The organism is Pantoea sp. X-Soil-ISGK-285 (genome assembly GCF_059730815.1).
The window spans coordinates 2,858,032-2,878,924 of sequence record NZ_AP035938.1 but is presented as its reverse complement, the minus strand read 5'-3'; the positions used below and the strand labels follow the sequence as shown (position 1 = coordinate 2,878,924).

Below are 20,893 nucleotides of genomic sequence, written 5' to 3'. Positions count from 1 at the left end.
GCCGCGTTTGAGATTTTGCGTCATCTCTGCGTTCTGCCCTCGCACTCTGCATCCATGCTGAGATATCACTTTTGCAGTAGCTTCAGCGCCGTATCCTCATCGGTCACCAGTCCCGATACCCAGCCGCCCTGTAATGCGGCACGGATTGCTGGATACTTGCGCTCGCTACCCGCAAAGCCAATAATTTTACGCTGAGTCCGGCTTTCCAGTCGCACGCTGGTCAGTAGCTCATCCGTTTCGCCCCATACCCGCTCACCCTGCTGATTGAAAAAGTGACCGAGCATTTCGCCCACCACGCCGCGCCCATTTAGCGCCTCGACCTGCGCATCTGTGATGAATCCCTCGGCATTCAAAGGACAGCCCGGCATCACTTCGCCAATACCCACAAAAGCCACGTCCGCCTGTAATGCGCGATCAATGACGCGCTGGTAAACCTTATGCTGCACCCACATCGCTTTATCCTCTGGGGTGTCGGCGTATAAGGGGGCGGGGATAAAGAAATACTTACCTTGCATCTTTTCGGCCATCTTCAACGGTACGTCATAGCGTGTACCGGAATCATCCCGCGCGATGGCACCAATCATGGAAACGCAATGATGCTGCGGGCGATCAACCCAGGGTAGCGCATCGATCATTGAGCGCAGGGTTTTACCGGAACCAATACCGAACACCTGAGGCGTTTCCTCATTGATGAATTGTGTCATCACCGCCGCGCCTTCAACTGCCAGCATTTGTTGAATAGCCTCATCATTCAGACTGGCAGATGGCACAACGCGGCACAAATCCAGACCAAACTTCGCCTGTACCTCACGCGCCAGCTGCAGACAGTGTGTGACGGGATGATCAATTTTTACGTTCACCATGCCCATTTCACGTGCACTGGATACCAGCCGCTGCGCTACCTGTCGTGACAATCCCAATGCCTGCGCAATCTCCTGCTGTGTCACGCCTGCGACGTAATACATCCATGCGGCACGTGCGGCCAGCTCCTGCTTTTTTTCTTCTCTGCTCATCACGATGTTCCGTCGAATGTGAGGGGACATCTTAACGCCGTGCGGGTCGAAAAGCACTAACTGAGCAAAAGCCCAGAATGGGAGCAAAAATATTATTTGTGACACAGCTCGCAGAAGGATCTTCGTAATAGGCACTATGCTACAGGTCATCGGGCAAATGCCCTTAGGTGTGGCAAATGTTTAAATGAGGCGATTATGAACAACCAATCAGTGTGGATGCACATCGGCGCGGGATCTTTTCATCGTGCACATCAGGCGTGGTATCTGCATAAACTGCGTGAGCAGGGTGATGAAAGCTGGAGCATCGCGCTCGGCAATATCCGTAATGACGCAGTGCCGCTGCTCAATCAGCTCGCGGCGCAGCAGGGAGAATATGTGCTGGAAACCGTGACGCCTGAAGGTAAGCGCGACTACGAAACCATCACTTCGCTGCGCAAAATTTTGCCCTGGGACAGTGATATCAGTGCGTTGATCGAGCAGGGGGCCAGTGCGGAAACGCGTGTGATTAGCTTTACCGTGACCGAAGCGGGTTACTACCTGACGCCCGCGTTTACCCTGGATCTCAATCAGGCAGATGTGAAGGCCGATCTGGATGGAGATATCCGCACCCTCTACGGCGCACTCAGCCATATTCTGACACAGCGTGTTGCGCAAGGCGGTCCGCCTGTTACGCTGCTGAACTGCGATAATTTGCGGCACAATGGTGAACGTTTCCGTGACGCCTTCCTGGCGTTTCTTACGGCCAAAGGCGATACCGCGCTGGCCGACTGGGTGCGCACGCAAACCCGTTCACCGAATACCATGGTTGATCGCATTACACCCCGTCCTACTCCGGAGGTGGCAGAACGCGTGCAGGCGGCGACCGGCAAACAGGATGGCGCAGCAGTAATGGCCGAATCTTTTATTCAGTGGGTCATTGAGGATGATTTTATTGCCGGGCGCCCGGCGCTGGAAAAGGTCGGTGTTGAACTAGTGGAATCGGTACTGCCGTGGGAAGAGGCGAAAATTCGCATCCTCAATGCGACACATGCTGCGATTGCCTGGGCGGGCACACTGATTGGTCTGAACTATATCGATGAGAGCACCAGCCATCCGGCGATTTATCAACTGGCTCACGACTATGTGACCCAGGATGTCATTCCTTCTCTGTCTCCCAGCCCGCTTGATTTAGCGGATTATCGTGACGTGGTGCTGGCCCGCTTCAGTAATCCTTACATTAAAGATACCAATCAGCGCGTCGGTGCCGATGGTTTATCCAAAATTCCCGGCATGGTGACGCCAACCCTGCAACAGTGCTACCAGCGCGGTGCGCAGCCCACCGCAACGGCGGTGATTCCGGCACTGTTCTTCCTGTTTATGCAGCGATGGGCCGATGACAATTTACCCTATTGCTATCAGGACGGTGCGCTACAGGTCGATACGCTACGTAAGCAGTTCGCCAGCGCCGATCCGCTCCATGCATACCTGAGTGATAGCGCGCTGTTTGCGGAACTGGCATCTGATAAGGCGTTTCATGAGTTAGTCACCCGCCGTGTTGCGAGTTTGCAGCAGTGGCTGAAACAGCCTGAACTGGCGGCGGTGTAATTATGTATCTCGGCATTGATATTGGTACCTCAGAGCTTAAAGCGCTGATCATCAATACGCACGGTGAGATTGTGGCGGCTCAGCACGCCACGCTGAGCGTGCAGCGTCCCCATCCCCACTGGGCTGAACAGGATCCTGAATGCTGGTGGCAAGCCTGCAGCGAGGTTCTGGCGGGATTACGTCATCAGTTTCCTCTGGCATGGGCCGCGATTCGCGCTATTGGATTATCGGGACAGATGCACGGGGCCGTGTTGCTGGATGCCGGGGGGAAGGTGCTGCGTCCGTGTATCCTCTGGAACGACACGCGCAGTGCACCGCAGTGTGAAAGGCTACGGAAGAGCAATCCCCGGATAATGGAAATTAGCGGCAATATGATTATGCCCGGCTTCACTTTGCCGAAACTGCACTGGGTCGCGGAAAATGAGCCAGAAATTTTCAGCCGCATCGATAAGGTCCTGCTGCCGAAAGATTACCTGCGCTGGCGTCTTACCGGGCGCTTTGTCAGTGAGCCTTCGGATGCTGCCGGAACGCTGTGGCTCGATGTCTCCCGGCGTGACTGGTCGGAAGAACTGCTGGCCATCACCGGACTGAAGCGTGCCCAAATGCCTGAACTGGTAGAAGGCAGTGCCATAAGTGGACGCCTGCAGCCGACGCTGGCGAGCGAGTGGGGTTTATCTACTGCGGTTACTGTCGCGGGTGGCGGCGGTGACAATGCCGCATCGGCAGTCGGTGTGGGGGCGGTGAATCCCGGTGATGCGTTTATCTCATTGGGTACCTCCGGTGTGATTTTTGTCGTAAACGACCGCTTACGGGCTGACCCTCAATGCGGGGTGCACGCCTTTTGCCATGCGTTACCGGGCCGCTGGCACCAGATGAGTGTGATGCTTAGCGCCGCCAGTTGTCTGCGCTGGTTGTGCAATCTGCTGTCGGTCAGTGAAAGCCAGCTGATGGAGGAGATGGTCCAGCTCAGTGATGAGCAAGTGCGTAGCGCCCCGGTTTTCCTGCCCTATCTGTCTGGTGAACGCACACCACATAACGATCCTGACGCATCCGGTTCTTTCTTCAATCTGCGCCATGAAACCCCGCGCGCCTTGCTGGGCTATGCGGTGGTTGAAGGCGTGGCATTTGGGCTGGCTGATGGGTTGAGTGTGCTCGGCGATGCCAGGCATCACATTCAGCAGTGCAGCCTGACCGGTGGTGGCGCACGTAGCACATTGTGGGCTCAATTGATTGCCGATGTGCTGCAACTGCCCATTGTTACCCATCCCGCCAGCGCATCTGGCGCGCTGGGTGCGGCACGTTTAGCGTGGCTGGCTGATGGCGGCCTTGAGCATGAGGTGTGTCTGAAGCCGGCTGTGCAGGCGTGCTACCAACCGGACGAGACGCGCGGTGCCGTGCTGCAAAAGCGGCTATGTCTGTTCCGGGAACTCTACGTCCAGCAACAACAGGTGCGCAGTTTGCTGCCTGCATAACGACTAACCAGACAGAAGGTAATTGTGATGCAATCGAACGAATACTGGTTTGGCTTACCGAAAAAGATGTTCTGGGGTTTCCTCGCTATCGCAATCTTTATGGCGGGTGATGGCTTTGAAATGGCGTTTCTGTCGCGCCATATCACCGATATGGGCTTTACGCCCGCGCAGTCTGCAGTCGTATTCACCTTCTATGGCTTAGCGGCAGCCCTGGCGGCCTGGGCATCTGGCGTGGTAGCCGAGTTGATCACACCGCAGCGCGCGATGATGATTGGCTTTGTGTTATGGATCGTGATGCATACGCTGTTTATGTCGCTGGGGCTTGGCCTGCGCAACTATCCGCTGATGGTGCTGTTCTACGGCATTCGCGGGCTGGCTTATCCGCTGTTTATCTACTCTTTCATGATGATGCTGGTGCAGGTCTTACCGCGCGAAAAACTGGCGGCGGCGACCGGCTGGTTCTGGGCGATGTATTCTGTCGGCATCGGGGTGATTGGCAGCTATCTGCCAAGTCTCACCATTCCGATGCTGGGGGAAACGGGGACGCTGTGGCTGGCTATTATCTGGGTGGCCTGTGGTGGGATCCTCGCATACTTCAGCCTGCGCAAGGTACCGGTGGATCGCTCTCGTGTGAATTTGCCGATGCGTGACAAGATGACAGAGATGGCGCGTGCCGTGACCATCCTGTTCACCAATCAGAATGTGTTTTATGCCTGCCTGATTCGCATCATCAACACGCTGTCGCTGTTTGGTTTCGCCATTATCATGCCACTGCTGTTTGTCGATCGTCTCGGCTTTACCATCTCTGAATGGCTACAAATCTGGGCGGTGTTCTTCTTTGTCACTATATTTACGAATATCTTCTGGGGCCTCACGGGAGAGAAGCTGGGCTGGATCCGTCAGGTGCGCTGGTTTGGTTGCCTGGGGATGGCCATCTCCAGCCTGACCTTTTATTATCTGCCGCTGTATGCGGGTCATAACTTCTGGGTCGCATTAATCCCTGCGGTAATGCTGGGCATTTTTGTCGCCGCGTTTGTACCGATGACCGCTGTATTTCCCACGCTGGAACCGCATCATAAAGGCGCTGCGGTCTCTATTTACAACCTCTCCGCAGGACTCAGTAACTTTGTGGCACCGGCTATCGCCTCAGTCATGCTGCCGTTCTTCGACATTGTCGGTGTGGTATGGGCCTATACCGGGCTATACGTGTTCGCTGGCGTGCTGACCTTTATTATTCGTGTGCCACAACCGGGGCATACGCGTGAAGAGAAGGTAGTGAAGTCGCGTGTAGCAGAGCAGCGTAACTAACGAAACATACGGCGGCCCAGGGCCGCCGTATGTTTATCCTGCGACATCCTGCAGCGCTTCCTGCAAATCGTACCAGCGGAAACCAAAGCCTGAGGCTTCCAGCCGTTTTGGCAGCACATGCTGTCCTCCCAGCACCAGCACCGACGATTCGCCCATCATCAGTTTAATGGCGCTGGCAGGCGTGCGCATAAAGGCCGGACGATGCATCACCCGGCCCAGGGTGGCGGCAAACTGCTCGTTACGCACCGCGTAGGGAGCGACCATATTGAACGGACCCCGCAGATCATCATGCTCCAGCAGCCAGATAATGGCGTTTAGCATGTCATCAATGTGAATCCACGGCATGTACTGTTTACCACTGCCAATCGGCCCGCCGATGCCGAGTTTAAAGGGCAGCTTCATTTTGCTGAGTGCGCCGCCCTCAGACGCCAGCACCACGCCGGTTCGCAGCAGGCAGACGCGGGTGCGTTCGCTTTCAGCCGCGAGCGCCAGCTGCTCCCAGCGGGCGCAGAGCTGATGAGTAAACTCATCCTGACCCTGATCCTCTTCAGTCAGCACCAGATCGCCGGTGTTGCCATAAAAGCCGGTTGCCGAACCTGAGATCAACACGGACGGTGGTGTGGCGCTGGCGTTGATCAGTGAGACGATCTGCTCGGTTATCTGCCAGCGGCTTTCACACAGCTGCTGTTTATGCGGCTCCGTCCAGCGTTTGTCGGCAATAGGTTCTCCCGCCAGATTAATGACCGCATCGATCGTATCCAGGTTCGACTGTTGCGCCAGCCCTGACCAGAGCGCGACCTCTTCGCCCAGTTTTTCACGCGCGCTGACCACGTCACGCGTCACCACACTGATCTGATGCCCCAGCTGTTGCAGGCGCGGAATCAGGTGACGGCCAATCAGTCCCGTGCCACCGGTAATAAGAATGTGCATGTTGCGGCTCCCTTGATGTTTTTGTTATTTGCATCTTTCAGCATAGAAGAGTCGAGCCACTCTATCGTGAGTCGCGTCGCGCTTTCTTATTCCGGAGGCAGAGATCGGATCAGCTCAGCGTTGCCTTCCCAAATAAAAATCGGTAAACATGATGCAACCCTGACAGCCAATTGAGGTAACCGATGAATTATCCGTCCATCACCCTGTGGTCAGATTCATCATTTTTCAGTCCTTACGCCATGTCGGCCTATGTTGCTCTTACCGAAAAAGGGATCCCTTTCCAGCTGAAGCGCGTCGATTTGTCGCAGAATCAGCAATACGCCGCGGCTTACCGCGAGCTGTCGCTGACCTGCCGGGTCCCGACCCTGCAGATTGATGCGTTCCTGTTAAGCGAATCCTCGGCGATTACCGAATATCTTGAAGAGCGCTTTCCGGCGCCCGAATTTGAGCGCCTCTATCCCCGCGACCGCGAGAAGCGTGCCCGCGCCAGAGAGATCCAGGCCTGGCTGCGCAGTGACTTCCTGTGGATACGTCAGGAGCGTCCCACAGAAGTGCTGTTTGCCGGTGAGCGCTTTGCGCCGCTGACCGCATCAGCGCAGCAGGCGGTGGATAAACTGGTTATGGCCGTCGATCGCCTGCTGCCGGACGGGCAACAGAACCTGTTTGGCGAGTGGTCAATTGCGGATACCGATCTGGCGGTGATGCTTAACCGGCTGGTATTGCATGGCGATCCTTTGCCCGCGCGTCTGCGGGATTATGCTGAGTTTCAGTGGCAGCGAGCCTCAGTACAGCTGTGGTTAGCAGAAAGTGGTAAAAATCGGTAACAGCCAGGGCTTGCTCAGGCTGCCGGAAGTGATTACCTTACGCCACATAAAAATAAAGACGTGGCAAACTGCGTACCCAAGTGTACGCCAAACAGGAAAGGGTTACGGATGGTGGATCAAACTGCGGGTGACGGCATCGAGTGGGTCGATATCGTAAACGAAGAGAATGAAGTTGTTGCTCAGGCAACACGTGCGCAGATGCGCGCTGAGTGCCTGCGTCACCGCGCTACCTATATTGTGGTTCATGACGGTATGGGCAAGATTCTGGTGCAGCGTCGCACTGAGATAAAAGATTTTATGCCGGGCAAACTGGACGCAACCGCAGGCGGCGTGGTGCAGAGCGGTGAAGATATGCTGGAGTCTGCGCGACGTGAAGCGGAAGAGGAGTTAGGGATTGCCGCGGTGCCGTTTGCTGAGCATGGCAAATTCTACTTCGAAGATCAGCACTGTCGCGTCTGGGGCGGACTGTTCAGTTGTGTGTCACATGGGCCATTCGCCATGCAGGAATCGGAAGTCGATGAGATTATCTGGATGACGCCCGATGAGATCACCGCACGTTGTGATGAGTTCACTGACGATTCGCTGAAAGCGCTCTCTCTGTGGATGAGCCGCAACGGCGATAACCGGGCCTGAAAACGGGCGCTTTAACGCGTCTCAGCGATTCGCATTAAAGCCTCCGGCTCTGTTACCGGCAAAAAAAAGGCATGCCCTGGGGCATGCCTTTTGCGTTCTTACCTGACGCTTAGCCTTGTTCAGCCTGCTGAGACTGAATGGCGGTTAAGGCGATGGTATAGACGATGTCATCAACCAGCGCACCGCGCGACAGGTCGTTAACCGGCTTACGCATACCCTGCAGCATCGGCCCGATTGAGATCAGATCGGCTGAACGCTGTACCGCTTTATACGTGGTGTTACCGGTGTTCAGATCCGGGAAGATAAAGACGGTGGCGCGACCGGCAACCTGTGAATCTGGCGCTTTCGACTTCGCCACATCTTCCATGATCGCGGCGTCATACTGCAGCGGACCATCAATGACCAGATCAGGACGTTTTTCCTGCGCGATACGCGTTGCTTCACGCACTTTTTCAACGTCGCTGCCTGCACCTGACGTGCCGGTAGAGTAGGAGATCATCGCAACACGTGGATCGATACCGAAGGCTTTAGCAGAGTCGGCTGACTGAATTGCGATCTCAGCCAGCTGCTCAGCGGTGGGATCCGGGTTAATCGCGCAGTCTCCGTAAACCAGCACCTGCTCCGGCAGCAGCATAAAGAACACCGATGAAACCAGTGAGCTGTTAGGCGCAGTTTTGATCAGCTGCAGAGGCGGACGAATGGTGTTGGCGGTGGTGTGAACCGCACCTGAAACCAGGCCATCCACTTCGCCACTTTCCAGCATCATGGTGCCCAGCACCACGTTATCTTCCAGTTGTTCCTGGGCGACCACTTCGGTCATCCCTTTGCTCTTACGTAGCTCAACCAGACGCGGCACGTAGTTTTCACGCACCTGTTCCGGATCAACAATCTCAACCCCTTTGCCCAGTTCGACACCCTGAGCCGCAGCAACACGCTGAATCTCATCCGGGTTGCCTAACAGTACGCAGGTGGCGATACCGCGTTCAGCACAGATAGCGGCCGCTTTAACCGTACGCGGCTCGTCACCCTCTGGCAGCACGACGCGTTTGCCCGCTTTGCGCGCCAGCTCAGTCAGCTGATAGCGGAAGGCCGGTGGCGACAGGCGACGGCTGCGCTCTGACGTAGCGGTCAGTGACTCAATCCAGTCAGCATTAATGTAGCTGGCAACATATTCCTGCACTTTCTCGATGCGCTGCGTATCGTCAGCGGGCACTTCAAGATTAAAGCTCTGCAGGCTCAGAGAGGTCTGCCAGGTATTGGTTTTCACCATAAACACCGGCAGGCCGGTCTGGAAGGCACGGTCACAGAGGCGCGCGATGCGATCGTCAATCTCGTAATTACCGGTCAGCAGGATAGCGCCGATCTCAATGCCGTTCATGGCGGCCAGACAGGCGGCGACCAGTACATCCGGGCGGTCCGCGGAAGTCACCAGCAGTGAGCCTGGACGGAAATGCTCCAGCATGTGCGGGATACTACGGGCGCAGAAGGTGACCGATTTAACCCGGCGGGTCTGAATCTCACCTTCGTTGATGATGCGCGCATCCAGGTGGCGGCACATATCGATTGCGCGGGTGGCGATCAGATCAAAGCTCCACGGCACGCAGCCCAGCACCGGCAGCGGGCTGTCTGAGAACAGCTGCTTAGGATCGATATTGGCGATGCTGGCTTTTGACGAGTCATCAAAAATTTCTGACAGATCAGGGCGGGTACGCCCCTGATCATCGACCGGCGCGTTGAGTTTATTGATGATCACGCCAGTAATATTTTTATTCTTCTGACCGCCGAAGCTGCTCTGCGTCAGTTCAATGCGCTCTTTCAGCTGTGCCGGAGAGTCATTGCCCAGCGCCATCACGAAGACGATTTCCGCATTCAGAGTTTTCGCGATTTCATAGTTCAGCGCGTTGGCGAACTGATGCTTACGGGTAGGGACCAGACCTTCAACCAGCACCACTTCCGCATTCTGCGTGTTGGCATGGTAACGGGAGATGATCTCTTCCATCAGCACATCCTGCTGGTTCGATCCCAGCAGTGATTCAACACGTGACATCTGCAGCGGTTCAGCGGCAGGAATCGAAGAGTTCTTACGGATAATAGTGGTGGTTTGATCCGGCGTATCGCCGCCGGTACGCGGCTGAGCAATCGGCTTAAAGACGCTGAGCCGAACGCCTTTGCGCTCCATGGCGCGGATAACGCCGAGGCTGACGCTGGTCAGGCCGACGCTGGTGCCGGTCGGAATGAGCATAATTGTACGTGACACGTTTGAACCTCTCAGTAATGGCAGGGTGTCAAAAACAACTCCGTCAGCCTGAGCTGACGGAGAGAAGTGTTTACGCAGTCAGACGCGCGGCGTCCTGGGCGATGACCAGCTCTTCGTTGGTCGGGATCACCAGCGCCGGGCGGGTGCCTTCTTTATTGATGTAACCAGACTTGCCGAAACGGGCCGCCAGGTTGCGATCGTGATCGACGTCAAAGCCCAGCAGTGCCAGTTTTTTCAGTGAGAGTTCACGAACCATCGCGGCGTTTTCACCGATGCCGCCAGTAAATACCACGGCGTCCAGGCGGCCATCCATCAGCGCAGTGTAGCTGCCGATATATTTCGCCAGGCGATGACAGAAGACATCCATTGCGCGCTTCGCATCTTCTTTGGTGGTGTAGTTATCTTCCACGTAGCGGCAGTCGCTGGTGACTTCAGTCAGACCTAACAGGCCAGACTCTTTGGTCAGCAGTTTATTGATGGCATCGACGCTCATACCCAGCGTATCGTGCAGGAAGAAGATAATTGCCGGGTCGATGTCGCCACTGCGGGTACCCATCACCAGGCCTTCCAGTGGGGTCAGGCCCATTGAGGTGTCCACACACTCGCCGTTGCGAATGGCAGAGACAGAACCGCCGTTACCGAGGTGGCAGGTAATAATATTCAGTGACTCAAGTGGCTTGTTGAGCATTTTGGCCGCTTCATGGGTCACATAGAAGTGGCTGGTACCATGCGCGCCATAGCGACGAACGCCATGCTCTTTATACAATTTGTACGGCAGCGCATAGAGATAAGACTCTTCCGGCATTGTCTGATGGAAAGCGGTGTCAAATACCGCGACATTCTTATCTGACAGGTGCGGGAAGTTTTTCATCGCTTCATCAATACCGATCAGATGAGCCGGATTGTGCAGCGGTGCAAAAGAAGAGGCGTCTTTGATGCCCTGTACCACTTCTTCAGTGATGATGACTGACTGAGTCAGCTTCTCGCCGCCATGAACGATACGATGGCCGATTGCAGCAATTTGTGCCGAAAGCTCAGGTTTTTGTGCCAGAATGGTTTTAACGATAAAGTTCAGCGCTTCACTATGCGCTGCGCCAGCACCCAGAGGCGCTTCCTGTTTTTCGCCTTCCAGCTTCCATTTGATGCGGGCTTCAGGAAGGTGGAAACATTCCGCCAGGCCAGACAGGAATTCTTCACCGCTGGCAGGGTTGAGGATGGCAAACTTAAGGGAAGAGCTGCCACAGTTCAGAACCAGAACTAACTTACTCGACATGGAATTACCTATTTTTTGAGAGTGGCTAAATAAAACGCAATCAGACTAACAGCGTAGCCCATGAAAGCTGGTAGATTAATGACAAACATCATGCGGTAGACAGAATTCTGCATTTCCGCAAAAAATTTCGGCAATCTTACGCGAAAATTTGAAGATTGCCTCGTCTGAACCTGGCTCAGGCCTCTTCCCAAAAGCGCAATCCGCTTCCGGAAAGGGGATAAAACGGCGTCAGAATAGCTGGAGTCACCTTTAAAGACAAAAATAATTGAAGGATGTCACGTAAAGTTGTGTAGTTATAACTATTTTTTAATTTTTACAGCATTAGTTGAGGTGAGCCATGGCGAATGAATCTGGCAGTACCAATTGGTTTCGGATGTTTCAGCGCGGCCAACACTATATGAAGACCTGGCCGGCTGATAAGCGCCTGGCACCCATGTTCCCGGAAAACCGTGTTTCATCGGCAACGCGTTTTGCTATTCGCTTTATGCCACCTTTGGCGATTTTTACGCTGACCTGGCAGATCGCGATGGGCGGTCAGTTAGGCCCGGCCGTGGCGACCGCGCTGTTTGCCTGTACCCTGCCGATGCAGGGATTATGGTGGCTGGGAAAGCGTTCTGTAACGCCGCTGCCGCCGACGCTGCTTAACTGGTTTCATGAAGTTCGTGCCCGGCTGGAAGAAGCGGGGCAGGCGACAGCGCCAGTAGAAGGCAAGCCGACCTATCAGGCGCTGGCCGATCTGCTAAAGCGGGCGTTCAAACAACTCGACCGCACTTTCCTCGACGATCTCTGACCCATCCCAGGCTGGCGGTAAAATATTTACCGCTAACCTGCGGCCAAATCAAAGAATGGTGATACGGCGATTTCCGTGTCGCTAACGCTGTGCAATGATTTCTCCATTGTCGATTAACTGAGCGGTCTCTGACCGGGAGTAAATGATGGAAATGACCCATGCGCAGCGTTTGATTCTCACTAATCAGTACAAAATGATGGCCATGCTTGAGCCGGAAAATGCGGAACGTTTTCGTCGTTACCAGACCATCATCGAACGCGGTTATGCGCTGCAGATGCGGGAGCTGGACAAAGAGTTTGGCGAACTCAGCGAAGCGATCTGCCGGACGGTGATCGATATTATGGAAATGCATCACGCTCTCCACGTCTCCTGGTCGAACCTTAAAGAGAAAGGTGAGCTTGAAGAGCGGCGTCTGGCCTTTCTGGGCTTCGATGCGGCAACGGAAGCGCGCCTGCTGGGTTATGTCCGTTTTATGGTCAATACAGAAGGGCGTTATACCCACTTCGATTCCGGCACCCATGGTTTTAATGCGCAGACCCCGATGTGGGAAAAGTATCAACGGATGTTAGCTTTGTGGCAGACTTGTCCGCGCCAGTACCATTTAAGTGCAAACGAAATTGCGCAAGTGATTAATGCCTGATGAGGAGGAGCGCGTGACCTACAGAGGTTTTCTATTTGATTTAGACGGCACGCTGGTGGATTCACTGCCAGCAGTTGAACGAGCCTGGAGCCAGTGGGGTGCCCGTCATGGCATCGCGGCTGATGAGATTCTGGATTTCATTCATGGCAAACAGGCGATCACCTCTCTGCGTCATTTCATGGCAGGCCAGTCGGAAGAGGCTATTCAGGCGGAGTTTGTTGCGCTTGAGCAGGCTGAAGCGGCGGACACCGACGGTGTGCAGGCGCTGCCAGGGGCCAACGCGTTGCTGAACCAGCTGAACGAACTGCAGATTCCCTGGGCGATTGTCACTTCCGGTTCAGTCCCGGTCGCACATGCACGTCATAAAGCCGCAGGATTACCGAAGCCCGCCGTGTTTATTACCGCTGAACAGGTGGCTAAAGGTAAACCGGAGCCCGATCCCTACCTGCTTGGCGCGGAGAAGCTGGGATTAGCGGCGACATCGTGCGTGGTTGCAGAAGATGCACCTGCCGGAATCTTATCCGGCCTGAATGCTGGCTGTGCGGTGATTGCCATCAATGCGCCGGCGGAGACACCCCGGCTGGATGAGGTAGCGCTTCAGCTCGACTCACTGGCGTCACTGGTGATAACCCGCGAGTCTGACGGCAGCTTTACCTTCCGTCAGCAGGCTTAAGGGCTGGCCCGGCGGCCAGACCGCCGGGCTTAGAGTGGCGTATCCTGCGAGATTTCATCCAGTGACAGGCTGAAGCTCGGAATAAACACCTCAACGAAGTAATCCATCTCCGGTGAACGCCGAAGTGCCAGGGTCTTTTCCAGCCGCGCTTTGGCCAGTAAAAATTCGTTGTTCCCGGCAGACAACTCCTCAAGACATTTTACATATGCACAGAGCGCATCCGCCTGTTTCACAACCGCCTGCTCCTCTTCGCTGTGCAGATGCTCATCGATCAGCGGGCGATAGATCGCCTGAAACTCTTCAGGCAGCATCTCAATCAGCTTCTGCTGAGCAATCTTCTCGATTTTCTTGTATTCGTGGGCGATCTGCGCGTTGTAATATTTTACCGGAGTCGGTAAATCGCCGGTGAGCACTTCGCTGGCATCGTGGTAAAGCGCCAGCATGGCAATGTGATCGGCATTAAGCGACCCGTTGAATTTAAGGTTTTTGATCACGGCCAGGGCATGCGCCACCATAGCGACCTGCAGACTGTGTTCGGAGACATTTTCGGTGCGCACATTGCGCATCAGCGGCCAGCGATTGATCAGCTTAAGACGGGAGAGATGAGCAAAGAAGTGGCTTTGTGTCATGAGCGTTCCTGTTGGCTGGCGGGGGAGAGACAGGCTCTGGCTCTCCCCAAATAGCGTCAGTATACGCGGGCCCGATTATTGACGATAGCCTTGCAGGAAGCGGCCAAATTTATTGATCGCCATCTCAAGATCATCCACACGTGGCAGCGTAACAATGCGCAGGTGATCGGGCCATGGCCAGTTAAAGGCACTGCCCTGAACCAGTAGCACCTTCTCCTGTAACAGAAAATCCAGCACCATCTTCTGATCGTCGAAAATGTTGAATTTTTTGGCATCGATTTTCGGGAACATATAAAGCGCGCCCTGCGGCTTCACACAGCTGACGCCTGGGATATCATTAATCAACTCCCAGGCGCGCTGCCGCTGCTCGTAGAGACGACCACCCGGCATGATAAATTCGCTAATGCTCTGGTAGCCGCCCAGCGCCGTCTGAATCGCATGCTGCGCCGGTACGTTGGCACACAGGCGCATCGAGGCGAGCATCTCCAGTCCTTCTATATAGCCTTTAGCATGTTTCTTTGGCCCGTTCAGTACCATCCAGCCCTGACGGAAACCGGCAACGCGATAGGTTTTAGAAAGGCCATTAAAGGTAACAGTCAGCAGATCGGGTGCCAGCGCTGCGATGCAGTGATGCTGTGCATCGTCATAGAGGATCTTGTCGTAGATCTCATCGGCGAAAATAATCAGGTTATGCTGACGCGCAATTTCAACCACCTCTAACAGCAGCTCTTTGCTGTAGACCGCGCCAGTGGGGTTATTCGGGTTGATAATCACGATGCCGCGGGTACGAGGCGTTATCTTGCTGCGGATATCATCGAGGTCAGGGAACCAGCCTGCTGATTCGTCACAGAGATAGTGCACTGCTTTACCGCTGGAGAGGGAAACCGCAGCCGTCCATAACGGATAGTCGGGGGCCGGCACCAGCATTTCGTCGCCGCTGTTCAGTAACGCCTGCATCGCCTGCACGATGAGTTCTGAAACACCGTTGCCAATGTAGATATCTTCTACGGTGACATCGCGCATGTCGCGCGCCTGGTAGTGCTGCATGATCGCTTTACGGGCGGAATAGAGACCCTTGGAGTCACAATAGCCCTGAGAGCTGGGAAGGTTACGAATAACATCGACCAGTATCTCATCCGGTGCTTCAAAACCAAACGGCGCCGGGTTGCCAATGTTCAGCTTCAGAACTTTGTTACCTTCTTCTTCGAGGCGCTTAGCCTCTTTCAGTACCGGGCCACGGATGTCATAGCAGACGTTATCGAGTTTTCCGGATTTATCAATTTGAAAAGTCATTGTTACCGCCTTAATGGGCAGAATCCTTTTGGCTGCCACAGAAATCCAACCAGCACAATGTACTCTCCTGACAGTCACAAAAGAAGGGCGCCGCCCCGTTTTGGCGGGTTCAACAACTTTTTGCCCGGTGCGCAGCGTAAAAAATATTTGTTGTCGCGTAAACTGGTTAATAAAACCATAAATTGGCATTAATGCAGGATTTTAACTTGTCCAAAGCGCTGCTGAACCGACATATGGCTTTAGCATCATGAACGCTATCTGGAAGTTATTGAAATGGAACTTTTCTTTGCACCTGAAATATACACTTAGAGAAATAGTTAAAGGATATTTTATAAATGTTCAAATTATGGACGATTTTAGAGCGTGCCTGAAGATTACGCCTTAACGCTGCTTAAGAGTGGCGTGTTTAAGGCCTTGTGTTCGCCGGAAAAGTGCCAAAAGCAGAGCTTCATATGGCACCTTTATTGCAGGATTGTGAGCCGTACTTAACACTTCCTCACTAAATTTCAGAACGCTGAAGGCTTAAAAAGTGATCAATAATGTGGCATAAGGGTCTGGAAATGCCTTTAGCACAAAATTTACAGCGCTTTTCACAAAATCATTTCCATTTTGAAGTCAAAAATGATTAAGTATAATTTATTATTTAGTGCACTTTGCCGCTTCGCTTTGATAGCCCGTAAAGTGCGCTTTCAATCCCACACGATTCTTTCTGGTGGGAATAAGACAACTACGCAGCTTCCTGCATTTGCGCACCCAGCGCCATCGGTTCAGAAGTTGTATCTGTCTTGAATAGCACTATGACCCTTCAGAGGAGTCAACAGTGCAGGATCCACATAAACTTTTTTTGTGTCAGTCTTCACACAGGACTGTCATTGAGCACCATTACTGCTTATCACTTTGATAAGCTTGTGATAACACCAGGGTAGTAGTTCGTAAAAATCTTATAAGTGAAGAAAAAACATGACTAATGCAAATCGTCCGATACTGAATCTCGACCTCGATCTGCTGAGAACCTTCGTTGCCGTTGCGGATTTGAATACCTTTGCAGCTGCTGCTGCAGCGGTCTGCAGAACCCAGTCAGCAGTCAGTCAGCAGATGCAGCGTCTGGAACAATTGGTAGGTAAAGAGCTGTTTGCCAGACATGGACGTAATAAGCTTCTGACAGAGCACGGTATCCAGCTTTTAGGCTATGCGAGAAAAATTCTTCGTTTTAACGACGAAGCCTGCACATCTCTGATGTACAGCAACATTCAGGGCGTGCTGACTATTGGCGCCTCTGATGACACCTCTGACACTATTCTGCCGTTCCTGCTAAACCGGGTGACCTCGGTTTATCCGAAACTGGCAATCGATGTGCGGGTTAAACGTAATCCGTTTATGATGGAAATGCTCAATCAGGGTGAAGTGGACCTGGTTGTGACCACTTCCAGCCCGGGCAATTTTACCTATCAGGTACTGCGTACTTCACCTACCTTGTGGTACTGCGCAGCGGATTATATCTTCCAGCGTGGCGAAGCCATTCCATTGGTGTTGCTGGATGAGCCAAGTCCTTATCGTGATATGGCAATCGATCATCTCAACGAAGCGGGCATCCCGTGGCGTATCTCTTATGTCGCTTCCACACTGGCTGCAGTACGCGCAGCGGTGAAAGCGGGACTGGGCGTGACGGCACGTCCGGTCGAGATGATGAGCCCGGAACTGCGTGTTATGGGTGCAGCTGAAGGACTGCCGGTACTGCCGGATACGCAATATCTGCTGTGCCGTAATCCTGACAGCGATAATGAGCTGGCGCTGGCCATCTTCAATGCCATGCAGTCCACCAATGATCCTTATAACCTGAGCAATAATCCCGACGGTTCACTGTTGCTGGATGACGAAGAGTAATTTCGCTAACGTGTTGTACTCAATACCTGCGTGATTGCCTTAATAAACGCTTATAAATAAGCCTCTCCTTCCCTGAAAAGAACGAGAGGCTTTTTTTATGCCTGACCCCCGCCCGATGTCCCTTACTGACTCATCTGCCTCTTCAGACCCGACTAAAAAAATTTCACCACCTACTGAATTGAAATTTCCAGACCAAAAAACCGAACGCTTTGTTCCGAATCACCGTTTCAGGTGGGGAAAATTAACGCATAAAGGGCAAAAGTGTGTTCTGGATCAAAAAAATAGCCCTGGAAAGGGGAGGGAAAATTCAGTGATACCTGTCAAAATATGTTTGTTAAATGCACGATCCATGCATGTGAATACCCGCTACACTAAAATTAACCCTACAGACTGAAGCGATTTAGCTGGAAAGCGGGGCATCATTTGTTAATAATATGATGCAGGTGTGAAATAATGTTTGGATACTTTTGTCAAAGTTGACAAAAGGTTATAGAAAGGAGTAAAAAACCCCATAAAATAGCTGCTTATTACGTAATAACAGCGACATTTGAAAGGGTTTTATCCTTCCCTTGAATCGATGTGGTCAGTTTGCTGCGGGAAACGCGTGCAGGATGCCAGCGCCACTTTTGATGAGTAAGCAATGAGTATGTCAACTACCACCGAAATCATCGCTCAGCACTGGGCGTTTATCGTATTTATCGTTATTGCCTTTGGCCTGTGTGCTTTCATGCTGACCGGAGGATGGCTGCTTGGCGGCAGAGCGCGCGCCCGCTACAAAGACACGCCATTCGAATCGGGCATTGAATCCGTTGGTGATACCCATATCCGCCTGTCGGCGAAATTTTATCTGGTTGCGATGTTTTTCGTCATCTTCGACGTCGAAGCCCTCTTTTTATACGCATGGGCGACTTCAATCCGTGAAAGCGGTTGGATCGGCTTTGTGGAAGCCGCAATTTTCATTTTGGTGCTCCTGGCGGGTCTGGTCTATCTGGTACGCATTGGCGCACTGGACTGGGCTCCAGCTCGCCGTCGCGTGGTGGTCAAAACCACTACGGTCAGCCACACCAATCCTCATAAGCAGTAAAAGAGAGGCAATAAGATGGACTATACGCTCACCCGCATAGACCCGAACGGTGGTGAGAACGACCGTTATCCTCTGCAAAAGCAGGAAATCGTCAGCGATCCGCTGGAGCAGCACGTTCATCGCAGCGTTTATATGGGCAAACTCGAAAATGCCCTGCATGACATGGTGAACTGGGGGCGTAAAAACTCCCTCTGGCCTTATAACTTTGGCCTGTCCTGTTGTTACGTTGAGATGACAACATCGTTCACCGCGGTCCACGACGTGGCACGTTTTGGCGCCGAAGTTATGCGCGCTTCGCCACGTCAGGCCGATTTCATGGTCATTGCCGGTACGCCGTTCACCAAAATGGCCCCGGTTATTCAGCGTTTGTACGATCAGATGCTGGAACCCAAATGGGTGATTTCCATGGGTGCCTGCGCCAACTCTGGCGGCATGTATGACATCTATTCCGTGGTGCAGGGTGTCGATAAATTCCTGCCGGTCGATGTTTATATTCCTGGCTGTCCGCCACGTCCTGAAGCGTATATGCAGGCACTGCTGCTGTTGCAGGAGTCGATCGGCAAAGAGCGCCGTCCGCTCTCATGGGTGGTTGGCGATCAGGGCGTTTATCGCGCCAACATGCCATCTGAGCGTGAAAGAAAACGCGGCGAGCGCATTGCAGTCACAAACCTGCGCAGCCCGGACGAAGTTTAAAACCGTATGGATGGAAAACAGCGCCTGCAGCAGAACATCACAATTTAATGCATGGCCCCATCCTGACGCCTTCATTTGAGTGCCTGAGACCAGGCCGGAATGGTGAGTAACGTATGACAGATTTGACCACGCAAGATCTCGCTCAGCCTTCATGGCAAACCCGTGATCACCTTGATGACCCGGTGATCGGCGAGTTGCGTAACCGTTTTGGGCCGGATGCCTTCACTGTTCAGCCAACCCGTACCGGTATTCCGGTGGTGTGGGTGAAGCGTGAACAGATACTGGAAATTATCGAGTTCCTGCGTAAATTACCCAAACCTTACGTCATGCTGTATGACCTGCATGGCGTGGATGAGCGTTTACGTACCCACCGTGCAGGCCTGCCTGCGGCGGATTTTTCCGTTTTCTACCACCTGCTGTCGATTGAACGCAACCGCGACATCATGCTCAAGGTGGCACTCTCTGAAAACGATATGCATCTGCCGACCATCACCCGCCTTTTCCCGAATGCCAACTGGTATGAGCGTGAAACCTGGGAGATGTTTGGTATCACCTTTGATGGTCACCCGCATCTGACGCGCATCATGATGCCGTCGACCTGGGAAGGCCATCCGCTGCGTAAAGATTACCCGGCGCGCGCCACCGAATTCGATCCGTTTACGCTGACCAAACAGAAAGAAGATCTGGAGATGGAAGCGCTGACCTTTAAGCCTGAAGACTGGGGCATGAAGCGCAGCACCACCAACGAAGACTTCATGTTCCTGAACCTCGGGCCTAACCACCCGTCGGCGCACGGGGCATTCCGCATCATTCTGCAGCTGGATGGTGAAGAGATTGTCGACTGCGTGCCTGACATCGGCTATCACCATCGTGGTGCCGAAAAGATGGGCGAGCGTCAGTCGTGGCACAGCTACATTCCTTACACTGACCGCATCGAGTACCTCGGCGGCTGCGTAAACGAAATGCCGTACGTACTGGCGGTGGAGAAACTGGCCGGTATCGTGGTGCCCGATCGCGTTAATGTGATCCGCGTGATGCTCTCTGAGCTGTTCCGCATCAACAGCCACCTGCTTTATATCTCCACCTTTATTCAGGACGTCGGGGCCATGACGCCGGTGTTCTTTGCCTTTACCGACCGTCAGAAAATCTATGACGTGGTTGAGGCGATTACCGGTTTCCGTATGCACCCGGCGTGGTTCCGCATCGGTGGTGTCGCGCATGACCTGCCGCGAGGCTGGGAACGTCTGCTGCGTGACTTCCTCGACTGGATGCCAAAACGTCTTAAAGAGTATGACAAAGCGGCACTGCGCAACAGCGTACTGATTGGCCGTTCCAAAGGCGTTGCTGCTTACAACATGGAAGAGGCGCTGGCGTGGGGCACTACCGGTGCTGGTCTGCGTGCTACCGGTCTCGACTTTGACGTACGTAAATGGCGTCCCTACTCCGGCTACGAAAACTTCGATTTTGAAATCCCGGTCGGCGACGGCATCAGCGATGCTTACAGCCGCGTCATGCTGAAAATGGAAGAGATGTGGCAGTCGCTGAGCATTCTTGAGCAGTGCCTCAACAACATGCCAGAGGGTCCGTTTAAAGCGGATCATCCGCTGACCACGCCGCCACCGAAAGAGCGCACGTTGCAGCACATTGAAACGCTGATCACGCACTTCCTGCAGGTTTCGTGGGGGCCGGTGATGCCAGCCAATGAGTCGTTCCAGATGATTGAAGCGACGAAAGGGATCAACAGCTACTACCTGACCAGCGATGGCAGCACCATGAGCTACCGCACCCGCGTGCGTACGCCGAGCTTCCCGCATCTGCAGCAGATTCCTTCAGTAATCCGTGGCAGCCTGGTATCCGACCTGATCGTATATCTGGGTAGTATCGATTTTGTTATGTCAGACGTGGACCGCTAA

The 20,893-nt window shown here is 53.7% G+C and carries 18 protein-coding genes; 12 read left to right on the top strand and 6 right to left on the bottom strand.

The window, feature by feature from the left end:
* Nucleotides 1–65: 65 nt before the first annotated feature.
* On the bottom strand, nt 66–1,013 hold the full coding sequence (locus AC6I8B_RS13540; RefSeq protein ID WP_010258017.1) for a sugar-binding transcriptional regulator: 948 nt from the start codon (nt 1,011–1,013) through the stop codon (nt 66–68).
* Nucleotides 1,014–1,208: 195 nt separating this feature from the next.
* Here AC6I8B_RS13540 and dalD point away from each other — a divergent pair, with 195 nt between their 5' ends.
* From dalD to AC6I8B_RS13525, 3 genes are read left to right on the top strand one after another with little or no spacing between them, the layout of a single operon-like run.
* A complete protein-coding gene (dalD, locus tag AC6I8B_RS13535) occupies nt 1,209–2,597 on the top strand; it encodes a D-arabinitol 4-dehydrogenase (RefSeq protein WP_157352672.1) in 1,389 nt (462 codons plus the stop codon).
* Between the two features lie 2 nt (nt 2,598–2,599).
* A complete protein-coding gene (gene xylB / locus AC6I8B_RS13530) occupies nt 2,600–4,069 on the top strand; it encodes a xylulokinase (protein WP_033778732.1) in 1,470 nt (489 codons plus the stop codon).
* 27 nt (nt 4,070–4,096) lie between these two features.
* Nucleotides 4,097–5,377, top strand: a complete 1,281-nt coding sequence (locus AC6I8B_RS13525) for an MFS transporter (RefSeq protein ID WP_010258025.1) — start codon at nt 4,097–4,099, stop codon at nt 5,375–5,377.
* A gap of 33 nt (nt 5,378–5,410) precedes the next feature.
* Here the strand turns inward: AC6I8B_RS13525 and AC6I8B_RS13520 are convergent, their stop codons facing one another.
* Nucleotides 5,411–6,307, bottom strand: a complete 897-nt coding sequence (locus AC6I8B_RS13520) for a TIGR01777 family oxidoreductase (protein ID WP_010258028.1) — start codon at nt 6,305–6,307, stop codon at nt 5,411–5,413.
* Between the two features lie 182 nt (nt 6,308–6,489).
* Here AC6I8B_RS13520 and yfcF point away from each other — a divergent pair, with 182 nt between their 5' ends.
* Nucleotides 6,490–7,131: a glutathione transferase gene (gene yfcF, locus AC6I8B_RS13515; RefSeq protein WP_010258032.1), complete on the top strand. Its 642-nt coding sequence runs from the start codon at nt 6,490–6,492 to the stop codon at nt 7,129–7,131.
* Nucleotides 7,132–7,239: 108 nt separating this feature from the next.
* On the top strand, nt 7,240–7,764 hold the full coding sequence (gene yfcD / locus AC6I8B_RS13510; protein WP_010258035.1) for an NUDIX hydrolase YfcD: 525 nt from the start codon (nt 7,240–7,242) through the stop codon (nt 7,762–7,764).
* Nucleotides 7,765–7,873: 109 nt separating this feature from the next.
* Here yfcD and pta read toward each other — a convergent pair whose 3' ends face one another.
* Together pta and ackA are read right to left on the bottom strand one after the other, a co-directional pair.
* Nucleotides 7,874–10,006 (bottom strand): phosphate acetyltransferase, encoded by a 2,133-nt coding sequence (gene pta / locus AC6I8B_RS13505; protein WP_031292718.1) that lies wholly within the window; start codon nt 10,004–10,006, stop codon nt 7,874–7,876.
* Between the two features lie 85 nt (nt 10,007–10,091).
* Complete coding sequence (gene ackA / locus AC6I8B_RS13500; protein WP_010258040.1) at nt 10,092–11,294, bottom strand: acetate kinase; 1,203 nt, start codon at nt 11,292–11,294, stop codon at nt 10,092–10,094.
* A 337-nt stretch (nt 11,295–11,631) separates the two neighbouring features.
* Between ackA and yfbV the strand changes: the two genes are divergently transcribed.
* The 3 genes from yfbV to AC6I8B_RS13485 all read left to right on the top strand — a co-directional run bounded on the left by yfbV (nt 11,632) and on the right by AC6I8B_RS13485 (nt 13,397).
* On the top strand, nt 11,632–12,084 hold the full coding sequence (yfbV, locus tag AC6I8B_RS13495) for a terminus macrodomain insulation protein YfbV (RefSeq protein WP_010258042.1): 453 nt from the start codon (nt 11,632–11,634) through the stop codon (nt 12,082–12,084).
* A gap of 145 nt (nt 12,085–12,229) precedes the next feature.
* Nucleotides 12,230–12,724, top strand: coding sequence for a YfbU family protein (locus tag AC6I8B_RS13490; protein WP_010671451.1), 495 nt, complete (start codon nt 12,230–12,232; stop codon nt 12,722–12,724).
* 13 nt (nt 12,725–12,737) lie between these two features.
* Nucleotides 12,738–13,397, top strand: coding sequence for a sugar phosphatase (locus AC6I8B_RS13485; RefSeq protein WP_250488629.1), 660 nt, complete (start codon nt 12,738–12,740; stop codon nt 13,395–13,397).
* A gap of 29 nt (nt 13,398–13,426) precedes the next feature.
* On the opposite strand, the gene yfbR is transcribed toward AC6I8B_RS13485, so the two are convergent.
* Nucleotides 13,427–14,026 carry a 5'-deoxynucleotidase gene (gene yfbR, locus AC6I8B_RS13480; RefSeq protein ID WP_010258048.1) on the bottom strand — a complete coding sequence of 200 codons (600 nt, stop codon included), beginning with the start codon at nt 14,024–14,026 and terminating at the stop codon, nt 13,427–13,429.
* Nucleotides 14,027–14,101: 75 nt separating this feature from the next.
* Complete coding sequence (locus AC6I8B_RS13475; RefSeq protein ID WP_010258051.1) at nt 14,102–15,319, bottom strand: pyridoxal phosphate-dependent aminotransferase; 1,218 nt, start codon at nt 15,317–15,319, stop codon at nt 14,102–14,104.
* A gap of 960 nt (nt 15,320–16,279) precedes the next feature.
* On the opposite strand from AC6I8B_RS13475, the gene lrhA reads away from it, so the two are divergent.
* The 4 genes from lrhA (at nt 16,280) to nuoC (ending at nt 20,893) form a co-directional block, all read left to right on the top strand.
* Nucleotides 16,280–17,203 carry a transcriptional regulator LrhA gene (gene lrhA / locus AC6I8B_RS13470; RefSeq protein WP_010258055.1) on the top strand — a complete coding sequence of 308 codons (924 nt, stop codon included), beginning with the start codon at nt 16,280–16,282 and terminating at the stop codon, nt 17,201–17,203.
* A gap of 640 nt (nt 17,204–17,843) precedes the next feature.
* Nucleotides 17,844–18,287, top strand: a complete 444-nt coding sequence (locus AC6I8B_RS13465) for an NADH-quinone oxidoreductase subunit A (protein WP_010258058.1) — start codon at nt 17,844–17,846, stop codon at nt 18,285–18,287.
* Between the two features lie 15 nt (nt 18,288–18,302).
* The gene (locus tag AC6I8B_RS13460; protein WP_003854245.1) at nt 18,303–18,980 is read left to right on the top strand and encodes a NuoB/complex I 20 kDa subunit family protein; all 678 of its coding nucleotides are present in this window, start codon (nt 18,303–18,305) and stop codon (nt 18,978–18,980) included.
* Nucleotides 18,981–19,093: 113 nt separating this feature from the next.
* Nucleotides 19,094–20,893 carry an NADH-quinone oxidoreductase subunit C/D gene (nuoC, locus tag AC6I8B_RS13455; protein ID WP_157352668.1) on the top strand — a complete coding sequence of 600 codons (1,800 nt, stop codon included), beginning with the start codon at nt 19,094–19,096 and terminating at the stop codon, nt 20,891–20,893.

What these genes read in the sequence shown, in the direction of transcription:
- yfcD (WP_010258035.1), top strand. Translation starts at nt 7,240, where the DNA reads ATGGTGGATCAAACTGCGGGTGACGGCATCGAGTGGGTCGATATCGTA.
- AC6I8B_RS13540 (WP_010258017.1), bottom strand. Translation starts at nt 1,013, where the DNA reads ATGAGCAGAGAAGAAAAAAAGCAGGAGCTGGCCGCACGTGCCGCATGG.
- lrhA (WP_010258055.1), top strand. Translation starts at nt 16,280, where the DNA reads ATGACTAATGCAAATCGTCCGATACTGAATCTCGACCTCGATCTGCTG.
- AC6I8B_RS13525 (WP_010258025.1), top strand. Translation starts at nt 4,097, where the DNA reads ATGCAATCGAACGAATACTGGTTTGGCTTACCGAAAAAGATGTTCTGG.
- pta (WP_031292718.1), bottom strand. Translation starts at nt 10,006, where the DNA reads ATGCTCATTCCGACCGGCACCAGCGTCGGCCTGACCAGCGTCAGCCTC.
- yfbV (WP_010258042.1), top strand. Translation starts at nt 11,632, where the DNA reads ATGGCGAATGAATCTGGCAGTACCAATTGGTTTCGGATGTTTCAGCGC.
- xylB (WP_033778732.1), top strand. Translation starts at nt 2,600, where the DNA reads ATGTATCTCGGCATTGATATTGGTACCTCAGAGCTTAAAGCGCTGATC.
- nuoC (WP_157352668.1), top strand. Translation starts at nt 19,094, where the DNA reads ATGACAGATTTGACCACGCAAGATCTCGCTCAGCCTTCATGGCAAACC.
- AC6I8B_RS13490 (WP_010671451.1), top strand. Translation starts at nt 12,230, where the DNA reads ATGGAAATGACCCATGCGCAGCGTTTGATTCTCACTAATCAGTACAAA.
- AC6I8B_RS13460 (WP_003854245.1), top strand. Translation starts at nt 18,303, where the DNA reads ATGGACTATACGCTCACCCGCATAGACCCGAACGGTGGTGAGAACGAC.
- yfbR (WP_010258048.1), bottom strand. Translation starts at nt 14,026, where the DNA reads ATGACACAAAGCCACTTCTTTGCTCATCTCTCCCGTCTTAAGCTGATC.
- yfcF (WP_010258032.1), top strand. Translation starts at nt 6,490, where the DNA reads ATGAATTATCCGTCCATCACCCTGTGGTCAGATTCATCATTTTTCAGT.
- AC6I8B_RS13475 (WP_010258051.1), bottom strand. Translation starts at nt 15,319, where the DNA reads ATGACTTTTCAAATTGATAAATCCGGAAAACTCGATAACGTCTGCTAT.
- AC6I8B_RS13465 (WP_010258058.1), top strand. Translation starts at nt 17,844, where the DNA reads ATGAGTATGTCAACTACCACCGAAATCATCGCTCAGCACTGGGCGTTT.
- dalD (WP_157352672.1), top strand. Translation starts at nt 1,209, where the DNA reads ATGAACAACCAATCAGTGTGGATGCACATCGGCGCGGGATCTTTTCAT.
- AC6I8B_RS13520 (WP_010258028.1), bottom strand. Translation starts at nt 6,307, where the DNA reads ATGCACATTCTTATTACCGGTGGCACGGGACTGATTGGCCGTCACCTG.
- ackA (WP_010258040.1), bottom strand. Translation starts at nt 11,294, where the DNA reads ATGTCGAGTAAGTTAGTTCTGGTTCTGAACTGTGGCAGCTCTTCCCTT.